Source organism: Candidatus Electronema sp. JM (assembly GCF_048287415.1).
Taxonomy (GTDB): domain Bacteria; phylum Desulfobacterota; class Desulfobulbia; order Desulfobulbales; family Desulfobulbaceae; genus Electronema.
This window is the reverse complement of sequence record NZ_JBLWEN010000040.1, coordinates 1-17,593: the sequence shown is the minus strand read 5'-3', so window position 1 is coordinate 17,593 and position 17,593 is coordinate 1. Positions and strand designations below refer to the sequence as shown.

The 17,593-nt window shown below is 50.9% G+C and carries 23 protein-coding genes and 1 riboswitch; of the genes, 18 read left to right on the top strand and 5 right to left on the bottom strand.

Features of this window, described 5'->3' with window-relative positions:
• Position 1: 1 nt before the first annotated feature.
• Together ACNKH6_RS08030 and ACNKH6_RS08025 are read right to left on the bottom strand one after the other, a co-directional pair.
• Positions 2 to 874 (bottom strand): YitT family protein, encoded by an 873-nt coding sequence (locus ACNKH6_RS08030; protein WP_417915032.1) that lies wholly within the window; start codon positions 872 to 874, stop codon positions 2 to 4.
• A gap of 71 nt (positions 875 to 945) precedes the next feature.
• Entirely contained in the window at positions 946 to 1,950 is a 1,005-nt protein-coding gene (locus tag ACNKH6_RS08025) for a TIGR00266 family protein (RefSeq protein ID WP_417915031.1), read from the bottom strand.
• 225 nt (positions 1,951 to 2,175) lie between these two features.
• Between ACNKH6_RS08025 and ACNKH6_RS08020 the strand changes: the two genes are divergently transcribed.
• The 3 genes from ACNKH6_RS08020 to ACNKH6_RS08010 are packed head-to-tail and all read left to right on the top strand — an operon-like array spanning position 2,176 to position 2,817.
• Positions 2,176 to 2,430, top strand: a complete 255-nt coding sequence (locus tag ACNKH6_RS08020) for a hypothetical protein (RefSeq protein WP_417915030.1) — start codon at positions 2,176 to 2,178, stop codon at positions 2,428 to 2,430.
• Positions 2,430 to 2,636 (top strand): hypothetical protein, encoded by a 207-nt coding sequence (locus tag ACNKH6_RS08015; RefSeq protein ID WP_417915029.1) that lies wholly within the window; start codon positions 2,430 to 2,432, stop codon positions 2,634 to 2,636. Before ACNKH6_RS08020 ends, ACNKH6_RS08015 begins: the two co-directional genes overlap by 1 nt.
• Positions 2,626 to 2,817 (top strand): hypothetical protein, encoded by a 192-nt coding sequence (locus tag ACNKH6_RS08010; RefSeq protein ID WP_417915028.1) that lies wholly within the window; start codon positions 2,626 to 2,628, stop codon positions 2,815 to 2,817. The genes ACNKH6_RS08015 and ACNKH6_RS08010 overlap by 11 nt, the downstream gene beginning before the upstream one ends.
• A gap of 6 nt (positions 2,818 to 2,823) precedes the next feature.
• On the opposite strand, the gene ACNKH6_RS08005 is transcribed toward ACNKH6_RS08010, so the two are convergent.
• The gene (locus ACNKH6_RS08005) at positions 2,824 to 4,617 is read right to left on the bottom strand and encodes a DUF190 domain-containing protein (RefSeq protein ID WP_417915027.1); all 1,794 of its coding nucleotides are present in this window, start codon (positions 4,615 to 4,617) and stop codon (positions 2,824 to 2,826) included.
• A gap of 66 nt (positions 4,618 to 4,683) precedes the next feature.
• Positions 4,684 to 4,755: riboswitch (Fluoride riboswitch) on the bottom strand.
• 150 nt (positions 4,756 to 4,905) lie between these two features.
• On the opposite strand from ACNKH6_RS08005, the gene ACNKH6_RS08000 reads away from it, so the two are divergent.
• The 5 genes from ACNKH6_RS08000 to ACNKH6_RS07980 all read left to right on the top strand — a co-directional run bounded on the left by ACNKH6_RS08000 (position 4,906) and on the right by ACNKH6_RS07980 (position 7,988).
• Positions 4,906 to 5,247 (top strand): CU044_2847 family protein, encoded by a 342-nt coding sequence (locus ACNKH6_RS08000; protein ID WP_417915026.1) that lies wholly within the window; start codon positions 4,906 to 4,908, stop codon positions 5,245 to 5,247.
• The gene (locus tag ACNKH6_RS07995) at positions 5,244 to 5,573 is read left to right on the top strand and encodes a hypothetical protein (protein ID WP_417915025.1); all 330 of its coding nucleotides are present in this window, start codon (positions 5,244 to 5,246) and stop codon (positions 5,571 to 5,573) included. The genes ACNKH6_RS08000 and ACNKH6_RS07995 overlap by 4 nt, the downstream gene beginning before the upstream one ends.
• A 6-nt stretch (positions 5,574 to 5,579) precedes the next feature.
• Positions 5,580 to 6,494: a hypothetical protein gene (locus ACNKH6_RS07990; protein WP_417915024.1), complete on the top strand. Its 915-nt coding sequence runs from the start codon at positions 5,580 to 5,582 to the stop codon at positions 6,492 to 6,494.
• Between the two features lie 182 nt (positions 6,495 to 6,676).
• A complete protein-coding gene (locus ACNKH6_RS07985) occupies positions 6,677 to 7,195 on the top strand; it encodes a hypothetical protein (RefSeq protein WP_417915023.1) in 519 nt (172 codons plus the stop codon).
• Between the two features lie 178 nt (positions 7,196 to 7,373).
• A complete protein-coding gene (locus tag ACNKH6_RS07980) occupies positions 7,374 to 7,988 on the top strand; it encodes an SAM-dependent methyltransferase (protein ID WP_417915022.1) in 615 nt (204 codons plus the stop codon).
• A 44-nt stretch (positions 7,989 to 8,032) separates the two neighbouring features.
• Here the strand turns inward: ACNKH6_RS07980 and ACNKH6_RS07975 are convergent, their stop codons facing one another.
• Positions 8,033 to 8,650 carry a CAP domain-containing protein gene (locus tag ACNKH6_RS07975; protein ID WP_417915021.1) on the bottom strand — a complete coding sequence of 206 codons (618 nt, stop codon included), beginning with the start codon at positions 8,648 to 8,650 and terminating at the stop codon, positions 8,033 to 8,035.
• Between the two features lie 20 nt (positions 8,651 to 8,670).
• Between ACNKH6_RS07975 and ACNKH6_RS07970 the strand changes: the two genes are divergently transcribed.
• The 9 genes from ACNKH6_RS07970 (at position 8,671) to ACNKH6_RS07930 (ending at position 17,027) form a co-directional block, all read left to right on the top strand.
• A complete protein-coding gene (locus ACNKH6_RS07970; RefSeq protein ID WP_417915020.1) occupies positions 8,671 to 8,796 on the top strand; it encodes a hypothetical protein in 126 nt (41 codons plus the stop codon).
• A gap of 120 nt (positions 8,797 to 8,916) precedes the next feature.
• Positions 8,917 to 9,747: a polysaccharide deacetylase family protein gene (locus tag ACNKH6_RS07965; RefSeq protein WP_417915019.1), complete on the top strand. Its 831-nt coding sequence runs from the start codon at positions 8,917 to 8,919 to the stop codon at positions 9,745 to 9,747.
• The gene (locus tag ACNKH6_RS07960) at positions 9,734 to 10,093 is read left to right on the top strand and encodes a hypothetical protein (RefSeq protein ID WP_417915018.1); all 360 of its coding nucleotides are present in this window, start codon (positions 9,734 to 9,736) and stop codon (positions 10,091 to 10,093) included. Before ACNKH6_RS07965 ends, ACNKH6_RS07960 begins: the two co-directional genes overlap by 14 nt.
• Before the next feature lie 175 nt (positions 10,094 to 10,268).
• Positions 10,269 to 11,855, top strand: a complete 1,587-nt coding sequence (locus tag ACNKH6_RS07955) for a peptide chain release factor 3 (protein WP_417915017.1) — start codon at positions 10,269 to 10,271, stop codon at positions 11,853 to 11,855.
• A gap of 267 nt (positions 11,856 to 12,122) precedes the next feature.
• A complete protein-coding gene (locus ACNKH6_RS07950) occupies positions 12,123 to 13,769 on the top strand; it encodes a hypothetical protein (protein ID WP_417915016.1) in 1,647 nt (548 codons plus the stop codon).
• A 346-nt stretch (positions 13,770 to 14,115) separates the two neighbouring features.
• The gene (locus tag ACNKH6_RS07945; RefSeq protein WP_417915015.1) at positions 14,116 to 14,391 is read left to right on the top strand and encodes a DUF2442 domain-containing protein; all 276 of its coding nucleotides are present in this window, start codon (positions 14,116 to 14,118) and stop codon (positions 14,389 to 14,391) included.
• 223 nt (positions 14,392 to 14,614) lie between these two features.
• Positions 14,615 to 15,298 carry an ATP-binding cassette domain-containing protein gene (locus ACNKH6_RS07940; RefSeq protein ID WP_417915014.1) on the top strand — a complete coding sequence of 228 codons (684 nt, stop codon included), beginning with the start codon at positions 14,615 to 14,617 and terminating at the stop codon, positions 15,296 to 15,298.
• Complete coding sequence (locus ACNKH6_RS07935) at positions 15,288 to 16,037, top strand: ABC transporter permease (RefSeq protein ID WP_417915013.1); 750 nt, start codon at positions 15,288 to 15,290, stop codon at positions 16,035 to 16,037. The genes ACNKH6_RS07940 and ACNKH6_RS07935 overlap by 11 nt, the downstream gene beginning before the upstream one ends.
• A gap of 12 nt (positions 16,038 to 16,049) precedes the next feature.
• On the top strand, positions 16,050 to 17,027 hold the full coding sequence (locus tag ACNKH6_RS07930) for an ABC transporter substrate-binding protein (RefSeq protein ID WP_417915012.1): 978 nt from the start codon (positions 16,050 to 16,052) through the stop codon (positions 17,025 to 17,027).
• A 67-nt stretch (positions 17,028 to 17,094) separates the two neighbouring features.
• Here ACNKH6_RS07930 and ACNKH6_RS07925 read toward each other — a convergent pair whose 3' ends face one another.
• Positions 17,095 to 17,337, bottom strand: a complete 243-nt coding sequence (locus ACNKH6_RS07925) for a hypothetical protein (protein ID WP_417915062.1) — start codon at positions 17,335 to 17,337, stop codon at positions 17,095 to 17,097.
• Here ACNKH6_RS07925 and ACNKH6_RS07920 point away from each other — a divergent pair.
• The gene (locus ACNKH6_RS07920) at positions 17,275 to 17,418 is read left to right on the top strand and encodes a hypothetical protein (RefSeq protein ID WP_417915060.1); all 144 of its coding nucleotides are present in this window, start codon (positions 17,275 to 17,277) and stop codon (positions 17,416 to 17,418) included. The two genes, ACNKH6_RS07925 and ACNKH6_RS07920, sit on opposite strands and share 63 nt — an antisense overlap.
• Positions 17,419 to 17,593: the final 175 nt, after the last annotated feature.

Sequence of the window (17,593 nt, the reverse complement as noted above, 5' to 3'; positions counted from 1 at the left end):
TTCACCAATGCGGCTGATTGCCGATGCGGTAATTGACCACTTCCAACGTGTCGCTGATCACGACAAAGGCACTGGGATCAATGCTGCGAACCAGCCGTTTGAGCTGGCCGATTTCAGTAAAAGCGATGACGGCATACAGAATATGCTCCTCATTGCGCATGTAGCCGCCTTCTCCCTTGATGATGGTCACGCCGCGCCGGATATCCTTCAATATTTCGTGCGATATCTCTTCCCATTTGGAGGAGATGATGAAGACAGACTTTCGTTGGCTGAGTCCAGTCACAACAATATTGACCACTTTTGAAGTAACATAGACCACAATCATCGTATGCAGGACGGCTTCTATCGAATAATAGACCGAGATGATCAGCAGGACGATGACGTTCACCGTCAGGATCGTAGTGCCGATATTGATCGAGAAGCGTTTCAGCAGCATGACCGAAAGAATATCTGTGCCGCCCTGTGAGCCGGATGTTCGCAGGCAGAGTCCTGCGCCGCCGCCAAGAATCAGACCAGCAAGCAGGGCATTCAGGGTTTGATCATGCAGATTGAAGTGGATGAAGTTGACAAAGAGCAAGGCCAGCGTCAGCGTCGTGGTGCCGATGACGCTGAAAAAGAAAAATCTCCGTCCAACCACCATCCACGCTAAAACAAAGAGCGGCACATTGAGCAGCAGATAGGCCAGGCCAACATCAATCCCAGTCATTTTATGCAGGATCAGCGAAATGCCGGTGATGCCTCCAGTGGCGAAGTTATTGGGAATGAGGATGCCATTGGTGGCGGTGGCGCAAAGGCTGCTGCCAATGCAGAGCAGAATAATGTCAGTGACAACCTGCCGGGGAGATTCAAACAGTCGCTTGGGCTTGCTGTTCATAAGACGATGAGATGGCGGTGGCGGGAAGCATGATGGGGCGGTCGACAGCGACCGCCCATTTTTTTGCCCGTTCACCGTTCAAAAATAGTTGCCAGTCCGCCCAGCACCGAGCCTTCATCGCCGCCTTTGCCGCCAGCCTGCGGGGCTGCGGCCCAGATGCGCCCGGCAAGGCGTGAGAAGGGCAGCGATTGCAGCCAGACATGACCTGGCCCGCGCAGCGTGGCGAAGAAAAAGCCCTCACCGCCGAAGACTGCGGATTTAACATTGCCGACGAACTCGATGTCGTACTGCACGGTCTGGGTGAGGGCGACGAGGCAGCCGGTGTCCACGCGCAAGGTCTGGCCTGCCTCAAGCTGCTTCTCGACGATAGTGCCGCCCGCATGGACAAAGCAGAGACCGTCGCCGTCCAACCGCTGCATGATGAAGCCCTCACCGCCGAACAACGCCACACCGATTTTTTTCTGAAAGGCGATGCCGACGGAAACGCCCTTGGCGGCGCAGAGAAAGGCATCCTTCTGGCAGATGATCCGGCCATTGTATTGTTTCAAATCAAGCGGAATGATCTTGCCTGGATAGGGCGCGGCAAAGGCGGCCCGGCCTTTGCCAGAGCCAGCGTGGGTGAAGACAGTCATGAACAGGCTTTCGCCGGTGAGCATCCGTTTGCCTGCGCCGAGCATCTTGTCAAAAAAACCGCCAGACTGCGAGCTGGCCGAGCCGTCGCCGAAGATGGTGTCCATGCGGATGCCGTCGGTCATGTGCATCATGCTGCCCGCTTCAGCAATCACGCTTTCGTTCGGATCCAGCTCAATCTCGACAAACTGCATTTCATGGCCGAAGATTTCATAATCAATCTCGTGCGCATGAGTGCCGGACATCGGCGGCGGCGCGGAGCTGACTGCTCCTGCGCCCGGATCAGCCAACTCCGGCACCTGCTCAATCGGCAGCCAGCCGCTGAAACCCTCGCGCCAGACCAAGGTCGAGCGGCTGTATTGTCCTGAACGCAGCCCGGCTATGAGCTGCTGCTGCGAGAAAGGGCCGACGGTTTGGCCGTTGACGGCGACATGCCAGCTATACATGAATGCACCTCCTGAAAATGGACGAACATGCCGCGCAGAACATTGCCGATTTCCTTGCAGCGGCGCGGCCCTCCGCTGGTCAGCGTGATTTCACTATACAGCATCACCCCGGTTGGAATGCAAGTTTTTTCCCGAACGAGATGAGGCCGGAGCTGTTCATCTTTTCAAGAAAATTGAATTTTCCGCAGAAACGCGGCAGAGTTGGCGGCACGGAGGGAAAAAATCATGGTGCTGGAAGCGCTGGCCTTTGTCAAAGCGGAGTGGGTCAAGCCGCTCTGGAAGCAGTTGGAACGGATAAGCGGCGAGCGTGCCAAGGAATATGACCGCCTGCGGGACGAATTTGTTGATCCGAACGTGCTGAAGGATGTTTATGTGGCACCGCAGCTTCAGGACAGAAATCCCCGCAGGCTTTTGCCGGACTGCTTTCTGTCATTCAGAATGATTTTCCGCCGCTGGCTGAACAGAAGCGCATCTTCTTGATGGACTCCATGCCGCTCATGACTGCTGATGTTCGGCGCAGCAGCCGGGCATCAGCTGCCCGTGAAATCGCGACAAAGGCTGTGATGCTGTCAAGGAAAGGCAGTATTGCGGCATCAAACTCCATATTCTTGCTGTCCGAAGAAACAGGAGGCTTCCTCTGCCTGACGGTGAAAAAACAAAGGACAGCAGATCAACATGACGGATGAAATCATTTCAACCGCCGTCAGCCGGTTCAGACAGACAATTGAGTCCCTGTTCAACTGGATTAACGAAAAAACAGGCAGTAAAACAGCTTCAAAAAATTGCTCAACACAAGGGCTGCTTGTTCATGTCTATGGAAAATCAGCTGACGCTATGTTGCTGCTGACCCTTATTTTCAGCTCCTAATTCGCATTATACTGCGTTGGCTGCAGCCGCGCCGTCCTGCTGCTCGTGCAGCTGCCAGCGTTCCAGCTCCTTGAAGACTATCACCTTGTCGTGCAGCAGCTCGCTGTGCTTGCGGCAGAAGCTCTCCAGTTCCTCATGCGGCCCGATGATCTCGACGCAGAGGTTGAGGGAAGGGTTCGGACTTTCCAGCCTATCCGTCTGAATGCCGCTGTAGCCGTAATGGCTGTGATGAGCGGTCGCGTTGAGCAGGCCGTGCTCCTTCGCCGCCCGGATGATTTCCATGTACAGCGGCGGCGGGCCGAACAGCCGCCACAGGCCGCGCTCCCTGCCCGTCGTGCGCCGCGCGCTGGGAGTCATGTAAATGCGGACTTGACCGATGGCCTGACGATGCACTGCATAACGGCGGTGCGGCATGAGCTGTTCTCCTTCAGAAGACAAGCGGGCCGACAGGATTCCCACGCCGGGCCGCAATTCCCGCGCCAGGCGCAGCGAGGCGTTCGGCGGCAGATGCGGCTGGGCTATTTTCGGCGTGCCGATGCGCTGCGACAGATAGCTGCCTGAATGCCCGCTGAACAGGTAGGCGACAAAGCAGGCGATGGCGAAGGGCAGGGTGTATTCGGAGCCGAACAGCTCCACGCCCATGATGGTGCAGGCCAGCGGGGTGTTGGTCGCGCCAGCAAAGACCGCGACAAAGCCGAGGGCGGCGAAGAGGTCTGCCGGCGCGGCCAGCAGCTGCCCCAGCACATTGCCCAAAGTCGCGCCGATGAAGAAGAGCGGGGTCACTTCGCCGCCCTTGAAGCCGGTGCCGAGGGTGAGGGCGGTGAAGAGCAGCTTCCACCACCAGCTCCACGTGTCCGCGCCGCCGGGCTGGAAGGCGGACACCAGCGTGACCGCGCCCGGCTGGGCCGCGCTCACGCCAAGGCCGAGATAGTCGCGGGTGCCGAGCAGGTGGACAAGGGCGATGAGCAGCAGACCGCCCATGACCGGTCGCAGATAAGGGCTGCGGACAAGCCGCTTGGCGGCATGACTGACGCTGTGGGTCAGCTCGGCGAAGAGCACGCTGGCCAAGCCGAAGCAGACTGCGGCGGCGGAGATCTTCACCACCAGCAGCCAGCTCATGGCCGGGCTGGCCTCCATGAACACTGCCGTGACCACATAATGGGTGTGTTTGCCGCCCCAGGCCAGCGTGGTCCAGTTGCTGACAATGGCGGCGATCAGGCAGGGAATGATCGCGTCATAGCTCATCCTGCCGATAGTCAGCACCTCCATCGCAAAAACTGTGCCGGTCAGGGGCGTGCCGAAGACTCCGGCAAAGCCCGCTGCGATGCCGGACAGGAGCAGGCTGCGCGTGTCCTCCCGGTTCAGGCCGAGGCGGCGGCTGATCAGGGCGGCGATGGAGCCGCCCATCTGCACGGCAGTGCCCTCGCGGCCCGCCGAGCCGCCGAAAAGGTGGGTGATGACCGTGGCCGTCAAGATCAGCGGGGCCATCAGGCCGGGCACGATCACCGCGCTGTCGTCCCCCTGCTCCTGACCGTGGACAGCGTCCATCAGCAGGTTGTTGCCGCCTTCCGCCGCATGGCCGAAGCGGGTGTAGAGAAAGGCGATGAGCGCGCCTGCCAGCGGCAGCAGCCAGAGCAGCCAAGGCTGGGCGAAGCGGAGCCGCGTCGCCTGCTCCAAGGCCCAGAGAAACAGGGCGCAGGCCGTGCCGATGACAGCGGCGGTCGGCCCGGCCAAGGCCAGCCATTTCAGCACATGCGCGCCCAGCGCGACATGCTCGCGCGGATCCCAGCGGAAGGGCATCTCTTCTCCTCAGCAAATAAAAAAACTGCGTGACAACGGCTGCACAGAGGGGTACATCCTTCACCACCTCTTGCAGGAGTCATCAGCGCAGTTGCAGGGCAACCGGCGGTTGCGGCGAACTCCATCGCCTTCATGCCAGCATGTAGGCTAAAGTATAACGGCGGGCCGGGCCGGTGTCAAGCGGCAGGGAAATGCCCGCGCGGCGATTGCGAGCGCACAATTTTTTCCGTTGAAAAAAGAGGTTTTTTAAAGTAATACAGGGCGAAACATCCCGAAGGAGAAACGGATATGAGCAGACAACTGGTAGAATTTTCGTTAGAAAACGGCAAGTCGATTTTTGTTGAAGAGCGATGCTCTGATGAACCGAGGCGTGGAGAAAGCGAAGCATCCCGGATGGGCGATTTTATCAAGGATAAGGTTAAAGTGCCGTTTCAGGAGGCAATGGAGACAGCACGGGAGGCAACTGAGGTCATTATCAAGCAGATAGACAGTTTGAAGAATTCACCAAAGTGTCCTGATGAGATAGATGTGGAGTTTGGCATTAAACTTGGTGCAAAAGTTGGCGCAGCGGTTATATCAAGCCTTGATGGCGAGGTTAATCTGAAAGTCACCTTGAAGTGGAAGAAATGAGTCAGCAAAATTGGAAATTTGCTGATTCGTTTGCGTGGATATACAATTATAGCGAGCAAATTATAGGCGCAGGTTTTCTAATTGGGTCGAAAGATATAGCAACTTGCACCCATGTTGTCCGAGAGGCTCTTGGATTGCAATCAACCCCTGCCGATGCTCCTAATGATGCTATTTCTCTTTCATTCCCATTCCTGACGCAAGATAAGTTATCAGCAACTGTTTTTGCCAAAGGATGGGATATTAAAAAAGACATTGCACTTCTTCATATAAATGGTGAGCTGCCAGAAGGTGTTCAGTCTGCGATGATGTCTTCTGGAAAAATATAGCATCATTTGTTCAGTGTATATGGCTTTCCAAAAGATGCGGAAAGAGGTGTCTGGGCTTATGGCATCATAAGAAAGAAACGGGAACATGGATTGGTGCAGTTAGAGTCTGCAAGTTTAACAGGATACGCAGTTCAAAAAGGATTCAGCGGTGGGCCTGTTTTTGATGAGGAGATAGATAAGATTGTCGGCATGGTTGCCACATCTGACCAAAGCGTCAGAGTTGCGTCTATGATCCCGATTGATATTATCTCAATCGGTTACAGTCAAGTCAGGAAAGCTCTTGTATCAAATGCGAATCGGCAGGATGATGCGAATACGCTCTCTCAAAGAGAGAGAATTTTAATAATAATGGAATATATCGCAACGCATAAAAAAACGAAAACTTTCCAAGAACAACTCCTTACATTTAAGGAGTATAAGGTTGAACGTAAATGGTGTGGCCTAAAAACAGTGCTGCCAAATTTGCCAAAGGCAGATAACGAACATCATGTTCTTGTAATGAATTTCAAAGGAATTTATCCAAGCATAATTGATATTTTAACCCAAGAGAAACCAGAAACCGAAAATGGCCTGAAAACGAACGAGTTAGGCCAATATCTTTTTGTATTTATAAAAATTAAGCCGAAGTTATTAAGCATACCATCCCCAAATGGAGGGTATCAATTAGGAGACTGGCACACGATCAATGCGGCTCTTGATATAACTTATCAGATTAAAGATGTACAGGAATTCTGGTTAAGTGCTGATGATCCAATGGCAATGTTTCAACGTGCCGTGATCAACGAAGCAAGAAAATATTTTTTCAGCGTTACAAGTGAATATTTAATCAGAAGACCTGGGGATTCAAAGGATGATTTTGAATCGTATATCCGGGAGCATCGGAATAGCGATTCTGAGACAAAAAGGTCAAAGATTTTCTAGAAAAAGATATCGAGTCAAGATGCTCTTCATCAGGGATTAAAATAACAGAAGTATATGCCGATATTCAGCTTAGTCAAATTTTAAGTGAACATATTCAACGATTGCATGAACGGATATACAAGCAAGGAGGTATCTACGAGTCGTATTATTCCTTGCATGAAATCGCTCTTCGCAGAAAGAATGTGGATGAAGTGATAAACAGTGACCGAACATTCCATCCGTTTAACTTAAAACAAGTTATTATTGCCTTGGATATTGGACTGATGGAGAATTTCTACAATCTTCCGTGGCCTGAAGCAATGCAAAAGGTGCATGATGAGATACAAAGAACTAAGAATTCATATCTGTCTAAACATAAAAACGTAAAGATTGATGGCATAAGAAAATTACTAAATATAGCCAAAGAAGAAGATTTTTACCAAGAAGACATAATTATTCTAAAGGAAAAACTTTTCAAAGAGATGAATAGTGATCATGAAAATGACAATCGACTATTCATCGACAGACAGTTTTTGCAATTAATTATAACTCAACAGGTCGATATTGACAGATCAAATGAAGATGAAATCTCAAGAATGAGAAAATTTATACAGATAGCTAAAGAGGAGGAATTAGACAATGTTGATATTTGCTTTCTTAAAGAGAAATTATTTAAGGAGTTGAATTCACATATAGATTATTTCTCAGCGATTAGCAGGTAGTGCTCGATTGAATTCTCATGATTATTATTCCAAGACAATCGTAAATCGCGGCACATCGTGCTGCTGCCATTTCACCATTCGCTTGAATTATCTTAATTAACTCTTAAATCAGTCTGACTCACTTGTTATTTTTCAAGCGGGTAGAATTTTATCATTTAATAACTTCTAAAGCCATCTCATGCGTAAAGAACAAGATTTTTATTTTCATAAGGCAAAGAAGGAAAACTATCCGGCCCGCTCTGTTTACAAGCTGGAAGAGGCGCAGAACAAGCACAAATTCCTCAAGCGTAAGCAGCGGGTATTGGACTTAGGCTGTCATCCGGGAAGCTGGAGCCTGTATGCTGCGAAGATTATCGGCGAAGGTGGCGCAGTTGTCGGCGTGGACATTCAATTCACCGAAATTCCAACACCGAAAGATCATGCCGAAATTCATTGGCTTTGCCATGATGTTTATGCCGACGAGCTGATTGCCGATCTACGCAAGCAATGGCCCGGATTTCATGTGCTGATCAGCGACATGGCCCCTTCCACCACCGGCAGCCGCTTTGCTGATCATCAGCAATCGCTGCGTTTAGTGCGCCGGGCTTTGGAAATTGCCGGGCTGCTTCTGCATGAGAACGGCAGTTTCTACTGCAAAGTCTTTCAAGGCGAGGATTTCCCAGTCTTTGTCGAGGAATGCAAAGCGCATTTCGCTGAGGTCAAAGTGATCAAACCGCAAAGCTCCCGCGTGGAAAGCCGCGAAGTGTTTGTGTTGGGGACAGGGTTCAAGCGGCAACGTCGGCAAGCAGCGTGATCTGGCAGTAGCTCCGCCGGATTTTCCTGAGAGGTCATGAACCATCAATACGGTTTCTGTCCATCCACATTGCCGACAGGCGCGTAATTGCAGACCCATATCTGAGATTTGTCAGGACAGAGCGCGGCGGCGCAGCCCACTTCCGTGCTGTCCCGCCAGACTAACTGCGTGTAATGGCCGCAGATGCCATTGCAGGTATTATTTTCATAATCATAGTCTTGGCGTTCAGCAGCCCAGCCGTCCACAATCTGACGCGGACTTCTGTTTTGAATCTCCCGGTGGCCATTGGACCAAACCACTGGGCTGACTTTGTAAATGTTCTCGCCATAGCCGCCGCCGCTGTGCTGCAGCCTGCACCCGCTGCTGCTTAACTGCTCCGCCCAGTTCCGCGCAACGTCCGCCAGCGATTCCGACCACGTGAGTTCCGGCACACCGGTCTCTGTCCGCCAGCGGTTGTGGGCAGCCACGATCGCGGTTGAATCCACCTCGCCGATGCCTTCGGAAAAGCTGTCTGTGTGTTGATAATATCCTTCAACCAAAACCACACCGCCGCCTGCCGCCTGATCAGCGGCAATGTCGAGACGGAGGGTTTGAGTCTGGGCGCAGGAGGTGAGCAGAAAAAAGACAGAAGGGAAAATGCTGCATGTTTTCGTGAGGATCATTTTCTCGGCGGTGGCTGTCTGTGGCATCTGCAAAAAAAGGTGGACAATATTTTATACCAGCAAAAGAGCGTGCAGGCAAGACCAGCCTGATTATCCGCCGATTTTTGCTGGCGGTTCATGCTTTGCCATCTCAAGGACATGATTGAGCTGATCAACTGAGTCTGCCCGGCAGCAAAAAAATGTTTCAGCTTTCCAGGCGGATCAGCTATGCTGAGTTGATACCCGTTGCACAAAACGCTGTCAAACCCCAGCAAGCGAGGTGAACAATGCCTGTCATTCATGATTCAGTGGGCGAAAACGGTGGGAACCGCCCTGAGGATGTGCGCCAAGTTCGTTCCCTGTTTAATACATTTCTCCCGGCTCCATTGCAGGAAAGTGATCAATGCACCGCCGATTTAATTCAGGCGATTCGTGATTTTCAGCGATCTTTCCTGCCGCATCCTGATGGACGGATTGATGTCGGCGGCACGACATGGAGCAAGCTGCTTGAGCGTGCGGGCCAGCCAATCCAAAAAAAACTGCTCCTCCTTTCCTTTGATGATGGCCCGCAGCCGGAAAGCGCGCTCAATTCCATTCTCAGCACCTTGAAAGCACATGGCATCAAAGCGGAATTTTATGTGCTTGGTTCAGAAGTGGACAGCAGTCCGGCAGCGACAAAACGGATTGTTGAACAGGGACATCGCTTGCAAAATCATTCCTACAGCCATCCTGATTTGTCGAAGCTGCCGAAAGCAACCGTGCTTGCTGAACTGCGGCGGACGCAGGAAAGTATCCGCAAGGCTGCCGGAGTGACAGCGACCAAAATACGGCCTCCTTTCGGAGCGGGCGGTTGGCCGTCCAACTACGATCCTGAGCTGAAGGCGGCGGCAGACAGCATCCCGCTGCGGATTGTGAACTGGGATGTTGACACCGAAGACTGGAAGGCCCCGGAGGGCATCGGCCAAAACAAACTGACTGAAATTCAGCGGCAGCTCAAGGCGCAGCGGAGCAAGCCTGTGCTGAATGTGCTGATGCACGTCAAAAGCGGCACCGCCAGAGACCTCGACCAATTCATCGTCCAGCTCAAAGCGTGGGGTTACGGCTTTGCTGAACCATAATTTTTTCAAGATGCTGCCGCTCCTGTTCGCCGCCATTCTTTTCCTGAGCGGAGCGCGGGAGCAGAGTCTGGACGATGCGAGCCGCAGCTACAAGCAGCATAAAGATTATGCCAGTCTGGAGCTGCTCTGCCGCCGTTATCTGAAAACGGAACTGCCCCGCGCTGCGGTGGAATCGCTGCTCGGCAAGGCGGATTATTCGCCAATTGACGGGCAGGAATATTACCTCGCCAACCAAAAAAGCAATTCTGGCAGAGGAACGATGGGCTTGGTGGTGGATTACCGGGATGAGCAGGGAAAACTGACTGCCAAGCTGCACGATTTCTGGTTGGGCGAGATTGGTGAATAAATCATCGTGCAGCATCGTGTCATGATGCTGCACGATGCTGCTTCAGAGCATTTTGCGTAAAACCTGCATGGCGGCAAGCGCGCTTGCTCCTGCGGCGAGATTTTTATTTTCCTCCCCCCGCCTTCCTGATAAGCTGCCGCAACACCTTTTCAACCTCAACAGGAAGGCAGCATCCATGAGCAGCGCATTGCAGCAGGAAATCCAGAAACGCCGCACCTTCGGCATCATCAGCCACCCGGACGCAGGCAAGACCACCTTGACCGAAAAACTCCTCCTCTTCGGCGGGGCGATCAACATGGCCGGCGCGGTCAAGTCGCGCAAGACGGCCCGCCACGCCACCAGCGACTGGATGGCGATTGAGCAGGAGCGCGGCATATCAGTCACCACCTCGGTGATGAAATTCAACTACCGCGACTTTGAAATCAACCTCTTGGACACGCCCGGCCACCAGGACTTCTCGGAAGACACCTACCGCGTCCTCACGGCGGTTGACTCCGCCCTGATGGTGATTGACTCGGCCAAGGGCGTGGAGGCGCAGACCACCAAGCTGATGGAGGTCTGCCGGATGCGCAACACGCCGATCATCACCTTCATCAACAAGCTCGACCGCGACGGCCTCGACCCCTTCGACATCCTCTCGGATATTGAGGATAAATTACAGATCGAGTGCGCGCCGCTTTCGTGGCCGATCGGCATGGGCAAGGGCTTCAAGGGCGTGTACGACCTGCGCCGCAACGAGCTGAATCTCTTCACGCCCAGCCGCGACACCCGCCCGGAAGACCGGGTGGTGGTCAAGGGACTGGATGATCCCCGCTTGGACGAGCTGCTGGGCCGCGATGCCGACCGTCTGCGCGAGGACGTGGAGCTGCTGCACGGCGCGGCAAATGCCTTTGAGCATGAGCAGTACCTGAAGGCGGGCCAGACTCCGGTCTTCTTCGGCAGCGCGATCAACAACTTTGGCGTGCGCGAGCTGTTGGATAATTTCGTTGAGCTGGCACCGCCGCCCAGCCCGCGTCAGACTGTCAGCCGCATGGTCGCGCCGAACGAGGAAGCCTTCTCCGGTTTCACCTTCAAGATTCAGGCCAACATGGATCCGGCCCACCGCGACCGCATCGCCTTTTTCCGCATCTGCTCCGGCAAGTTCACGCGGGGCATGAAGGTGAAGCACCACCGTATCGGCAAGGAGATCAACCTCAGCAATGCCACTGTCTTCATGGCCCAGGAGCGCAGCCATGTGGACGAGGCCTATCCCGGCGACATCATCGGCATTCACAACCACGGCACGATCAAAATCGGCGACACCTTCACCGACCGCGAGCCGCTCAAGTTCACCGGCATCCCTAACTTCGCGCCGGAGCATTTCCGCCGCGTGCTGCTGAAGAATCCTCTCAAGACCAAGCAGTTAGGCAAGGGCTTGGTGCAGATGGCGGAAGAAGGCGCGGTGCAAGTTTTCCGCCCGGTCATCGGCAATGACTACATCCTCGGCGCGGTGGGCGTGCTCCAGTTTGAGGTGACGATGGCGCGGCTGAAGGATGAGTACGGCGTGGACGCGGTGATCGAGGGCACCAACTGGCATTTGGCCCGCTGGGTGGGCTGCGATGATCCAAAGAAGCTGAAGGTGTTTGAGGCCAAGAATCAGGCCAATTTAGCCTTTGACGCGGAAGGGCATCTCGCCTTTCTTGCCGACGGCCAGTGGCGGCTGAAGCATGTCGGCGAGCTGTTCCCGGAGATCGTGTTTTATAAGACAAGGGAGCATAATTGAGCTATCTATTTAGATAGGATAGATTTTTCATCCTGTAATCGCCAAGTTTCTCAGCGAAGATCAGCAAATTCCTTAATCAATAAAGCTCGTTTTCTGACTTCTTCGCAAGAACAGTAAAAAACGGGGGTGGCATCGCCCCCTATCTATATAAACTTAATTATTTTTTCTGTTGAGTTTAGCGACATAATATTTTAAATTTAGTTTGACTGCTGCCTAATAGGCAGAGATGGCCGATCTTCCTTAAAAACTACGCTAAAAGGATCAAAAATGAATAAAATGTTCCATGAAGCTATTGAAACGGCTCAAGGAAGATTTCGTGAAGAGATTGAAAGAGCGTTAAAAGGGAAAGAGGCTGATCCTGCCCGTATCAACAGAAGAAAAAACGAGCAATACCATGAAAGATTAACGAGATCATGTCTTGGGGTTGACATGAAGTCAGAGTTAAATGACTCTCTTTATGCTTTAGCTGTCGCCATCCCAGAGGGATTGATTTCTAAAATGTATTTTTTAGCATGGGGAGATGCGAGAAAACAAAAACAAACAGATGCTACGCCTAATCAATTGATGAAATCTTACTCTGAAGCATTCTCTTTCTCATACAAGGTAAGAACTAAAAATCTTGTTGACATAATTAAGGATGGAAAGATTGATAAATCTCTCGTTTGTCATGGATTATCACCAGAATCAGATACAATTTTAGTATTAGCTGAACTTGGAAGGTCTGTAAGGCTTACAAAAGCACTCGGACTGAAAACAATAGAGATATTATTGGCTGATATTTCTTGGGTGAAATACAATAGATCTATCAGTCAAAAATTTGACAACAATAAAACATTTTTAGATAAACTTCGCGTGTGTATTGATAAAAGAAAAAGGTTATACAGGGCTTTAAACTTGAATTATACTACTTTTGGAATTACAGATTATGGCGAAAATGATAGTTATATCAAAAAAACAAGTATATTACAAGCAACTACAAAATATCGTGAACTTGCGAAAGTTTTATGGGGCGAGAGAGCACTATATGGGCAGGACAGCAAAATTAGGACAATAATAGGAAAACAATTCAACGTATTAGGCAAAAAAGATTTGCAAGATATTCCTGAATATTTGCAAGTTTTGCTTAATTTTGATGAATTTGGCAATGCTTTAGAGACATCACTTAGAGATGAGCTTGCGGTTCTAAGAACTTTATCAAATTTATTCAGCACATTTGAGGAAGAAATTTTTATTTATTATTTCGCCCAATATTTCGCCCAGAGAAAATATAACAATTATTTAAAAATAGCACCTTACAGCGAGATTAAGTTTGACGAGCCTTTTAAAGAAAATCATGCTCATTTTAATAAGTTTATTAAAACAGAGCATCATAATGATGATTCTATAGAGAGTAGCAATATTTATTTCCCTCAATATCGCCTTGGTAAATATGAAATATTGCCATATACATCAATATCAGGCGATGTTATAAGAAAAAATATTGATATCGATCAATTTTATTCCGAGACAATTTTATTAGAAGATTCATCTCCTGCGGAAACAGAAAAAATACTTCAGGTGCTAAAAGATACTCCTGTTGAGCACAGAAATAGACTAATGTCAGATATATTATCTTTTCTGCATTTCCTATTTTCTACATCAAGTATTGAAAAGTACAGATATGATAAAATCAAAAACTGCATAAAGCGGTTGAATGAAAATATTTTTGATCAAATATTTTCATCAGAAACAATAAATTCGTATAATCAAATTTTCCCTGATGCTTTAAAAGCTATTGCTGACAAGAGCGTAGTTCTTCCGTTTCATATAATCCCATATTCTTGGACGGATGATATTTGGACGCAAGAACGCTATATCATGTGCACAGAATTAATACAAGAAATATTAACTGTTGTTAATGAGATATGCGAATAGCAACAGCCTTTTCTTTATAATTTCTCCCCTTCCTGTAATCAGAGGCTACTCGGCCAGAAATTGGTCGGTCAAGATAGTCTTTCTTCCCCTCCACAGCCCCCAGAAAGTATATTTTTTATATCTGCTCATCTACTTTTCCTATTTTCTCATAGGCGCGGACTATGAGAAAATAGCCGCCGCCTATTTCCAGACAGAAAAAAGAGATGTGAAAGTCCAAAAAATATACTTCGAGATAGGCGCGGGGTGTTTCCTGCCAGTCCGGGAGGGCATTTTTGCGGATGCAAACAGGAAAAAAAGATCATAGACTTCATTCTGGCGAACAAGGAGGAATTGATGGAGGCGTGGAATGATCTCAGCAAGTAAAATTCCTTGGAGAAAAGCGGTCAGAGTCGAGCCGGATCATGGCTATCGGCTGCATGTGCTCATGGAAGATGATGAAGAGATGGAACTGGATATCACTCATCTGCTCACAACCCGCGAATCTTTCTGGCGGCTGAAGAATTTCATCTATTTTCAGAAGGTAGCTGTTGATCCTCTGTGTGGTTTATGCTGGCCAGGAGGCGAGGATATTGCTCCGGACAGAATTCCGCATTATGCCGTCGGCGCAGATAAGGATATGTAACAAGTGACTGAAAGAAATTCTACTGGAGCACTGAATACTTGTTAGAAAGCTCTGTCATTTTTTCTTCATCTATAGCGATTTTTTCTTGAATGGATATCAAAAATTGCTTGAGCGCAGAGTTCTGTGAAGGGAAAAGACTGCCGCAGATTGCTTGCTCCTAATGAAGAGCTGCCTGTTGCAGTTGGAAGATGGGCAGATGGATCAATTTTTCTCAGGAAACATCATGCTGCTGGAATGCAAGGAGCTGCGCTTCACTTACCCGGACAGCTCCGCCAACGTGCTGAACAATCTCTGCTTTGCTCTGCATGAGCCGGGCTTCAACGCGGTCTTCGGGCCTTCCGGCGCGGGAAAAACTTCCTTGGCTAAGATCATCGCGGGCAGCATTGCCGCATCTGAAGGAGAAATCACAACAGAAGGCATCAGCAGTATTCTGTATTCCTGCAATTTGGAAAGGCTGCCGGGCTGGGCGACGCTTACGCAGCACTTGGACGCGGTTGCTCCGCCGGGCAAGAAAGAACTGCGGCATGATTTGATTGAAGTTTTCGGCCTGCGTAATCTCATGCAGGCCAAATTTTCCCAGCTTTCCTTGGGCCAGCGCAACCGAATCAATCTGCTCCGCTATCTTTTGCAGGATTTCGACCTGCTGATCATGGACGAAAGCCTTGCCAATGTGGATGAGAAGCTGCGCGAGACCATCATTCTTCATATCAAGCAGTGCTTTTCAGACAAAATGTTCCTTTGCATCTCACATAATCTGCTGGAAGTGGCGAAATTTTGCAAAGAGATAGTCGTTCTGCTGGATGGTTCCGGCTGCCGGGTGCTGCACGGATTAGACTGCCGCCAGCATTATGTCCTCGACAAAAGCAAACTTGATGCCGTCATGCTGGAGATCATGAATGCTTGTTAGAAAGCTCGGCCAATTTTTCTTCATCTACTGCCTCGGCTTGGCTTTTCTGCTCGGCCTGAAATATTTTTTTGGCCTGTCCAATTACGTCCTGCCGGACATTCATCTGCTTGTTGTCACCGCAGGGCAAGTGGTGAAAGACTATGTGGCCGCCGTATTCAGCACCTTGGCCGTGACCGTGCTCGGCCAGTTCATTTCCATCGCCCTCGCCTTTGCCGTGGGCATCGCGGGCCGCAAATCCTCATGGCTCGGCTCGCTGATCAGAGCCGCCGCCTACAGCATCCAGTCCTACCCCATTGTCGCCCTGGCACCGATCATCTTCATCCTCCTTGGCGACGGCTTTCTCTCCCGCCTGCTCATCGCCTCCATGATCTGCTACTTCCCGCTCCTCCTCTCGGTGCTCGGCATCATGGCCGCGCCGGTCGAGGACATCGAGCAGTTCTACCGGGCCACAGGCCGGATGACTTGGCTGCTGGAAGTGAAAATCCGCGCTTTTGAAAACCTGAGCAAACTGAGCACCGTCATCTCCGGCAGCGCGTCCTTGGCCCTTGCCGGAACTATCGTCGCGGAATTCATTGCCGCCGAAGCAGGCATTGGGTACTGTATCAGAACTGCCTTATATCAAAGCGACATGGCGAAAATCCTCACCGCCCTGTTTCTGATCGGCATCGTCATTTCCCTGTATCAAGGCGTGCTTGAAACCATCGGAGCGCGGCTCACCCGCGCTTGGTCCGGCGCATAGGAGACAAATCTCATGAATAAAAAAGTCAGCGCAATCATCGCGGCAGCATTTCTGCTCTTTTTCGCAGTCACAGCGCAGGCCGAGCCGACCGAGCTGAACTACCGGCTGAAATGGCTCTTTAACACCAGCGTGGCCGGGGACATCTACGCGGACAGCGGCGGCTTTTTCGCCAAGGCTGGCCTGAAGGTGAACGTGAAAGAGGGCAGCCCGGAGAAAAACGCCATCAGCGAGCTGGAGCTGGGCCGGGCTGATTTTGGCTGCGCTTCCGCTGATCAGGTCATCCGCGCCTTGGAGAAAGGGGCGAAATTGGTTGTGCTGGCGCAAATTTTCCAAATCAGCCCGATGCAGTGGATATATCGGGCTAATCAGCCGGAAATCAAGACACTCGCCGACCTCAAAGGCAGAAGCATTGGCATCACTTTTGGCGGCAACGATGAAACGGTGATGAACACCTTGCTTGCTCAGGCGGGCATTGCGAAAAAAGATGTCAAGTTGACTGGCGTGCGGTTTGATTTCAGCCCGTTCCTCACCGGCAAGGTGGATGTCTGGCCGGTTTATCGCAACACGCAGGGTGTTTTGCTGCAAGACAAAATGGCGCAGGCGGGCGAGCAGGTGCGTTTTCTTGATCCAGCCAAGTTCGGAGTGAATTTTGTCGCCAATTCAGTCATCACCTCGAAAAAAATGCTGCACGACCAGCCACAGCTCGTGGAAAAATTTCTCGCCGCCCTGCTGCAAGGCTGGGAAGCGGCGATGAATCCAGCCAACGAGGCATCTGTGCTGGCCGCAGTCAAGCACTTGGAAAAAGACGGCCAGGACGACATCATGCGCAAGCAGCTCGCCGTCACGCGGGAATTAGTGCAGCCCGCGCCTTCCAGTAAAATCGGTGCGCTTGACATCCCTGCTTGGCAGCAGACCGAGGCCATCATGCTGCGGGAAAAGCAGATTGAAAAGGCGGTGGGGGTGAAAAAAAAGCTGGTGGTGCGGAAATAGTGTCAAAAACAAACTCGTTAGTGTTTTACCCTATCAAAAGCTGGTGGTGGCTCAAATCCGTTGACCGTTATTTTCTTCCCGGAATTGTTCCGTCATTATGAAATATATCGAGATAACGTGTCGTCATTGCGGTGCCGTTGACCTGGTGAAAAACGGTCGCAGTGAAAACGGGACACAGCGTTGCCGCCGTAATGAGTGCGAAAAAAGTTTTCAGCAGCAGTATACGTACAACGCCTGGAAACCCGGTGTGAAAGATCAGATCGAGCAGCAGACTCTCAGCAGTTCCGGTGTCATAGATATAAGCAGGCATTTTGATATCTCAAGGAACACTGTGATTTCTGAGCTGAAAAAAAACTCCCGCCGAAGTGAATCCTTACTTTTCTCCCGGTGAGGAGGGGCTGGAAATTGAAATAAGGACGGAGGCCGAAGCTGATGAATTCTGGAGTGATATAGCTGAAGCACTATAAAATGACACCATACTGAACCACACAAAACAGATGGCCTATTCAATAGATTTTCGTCGGAAGGTTTTGGAGATTAAAGAGCGGGATGGCCTGAGTTTGGAG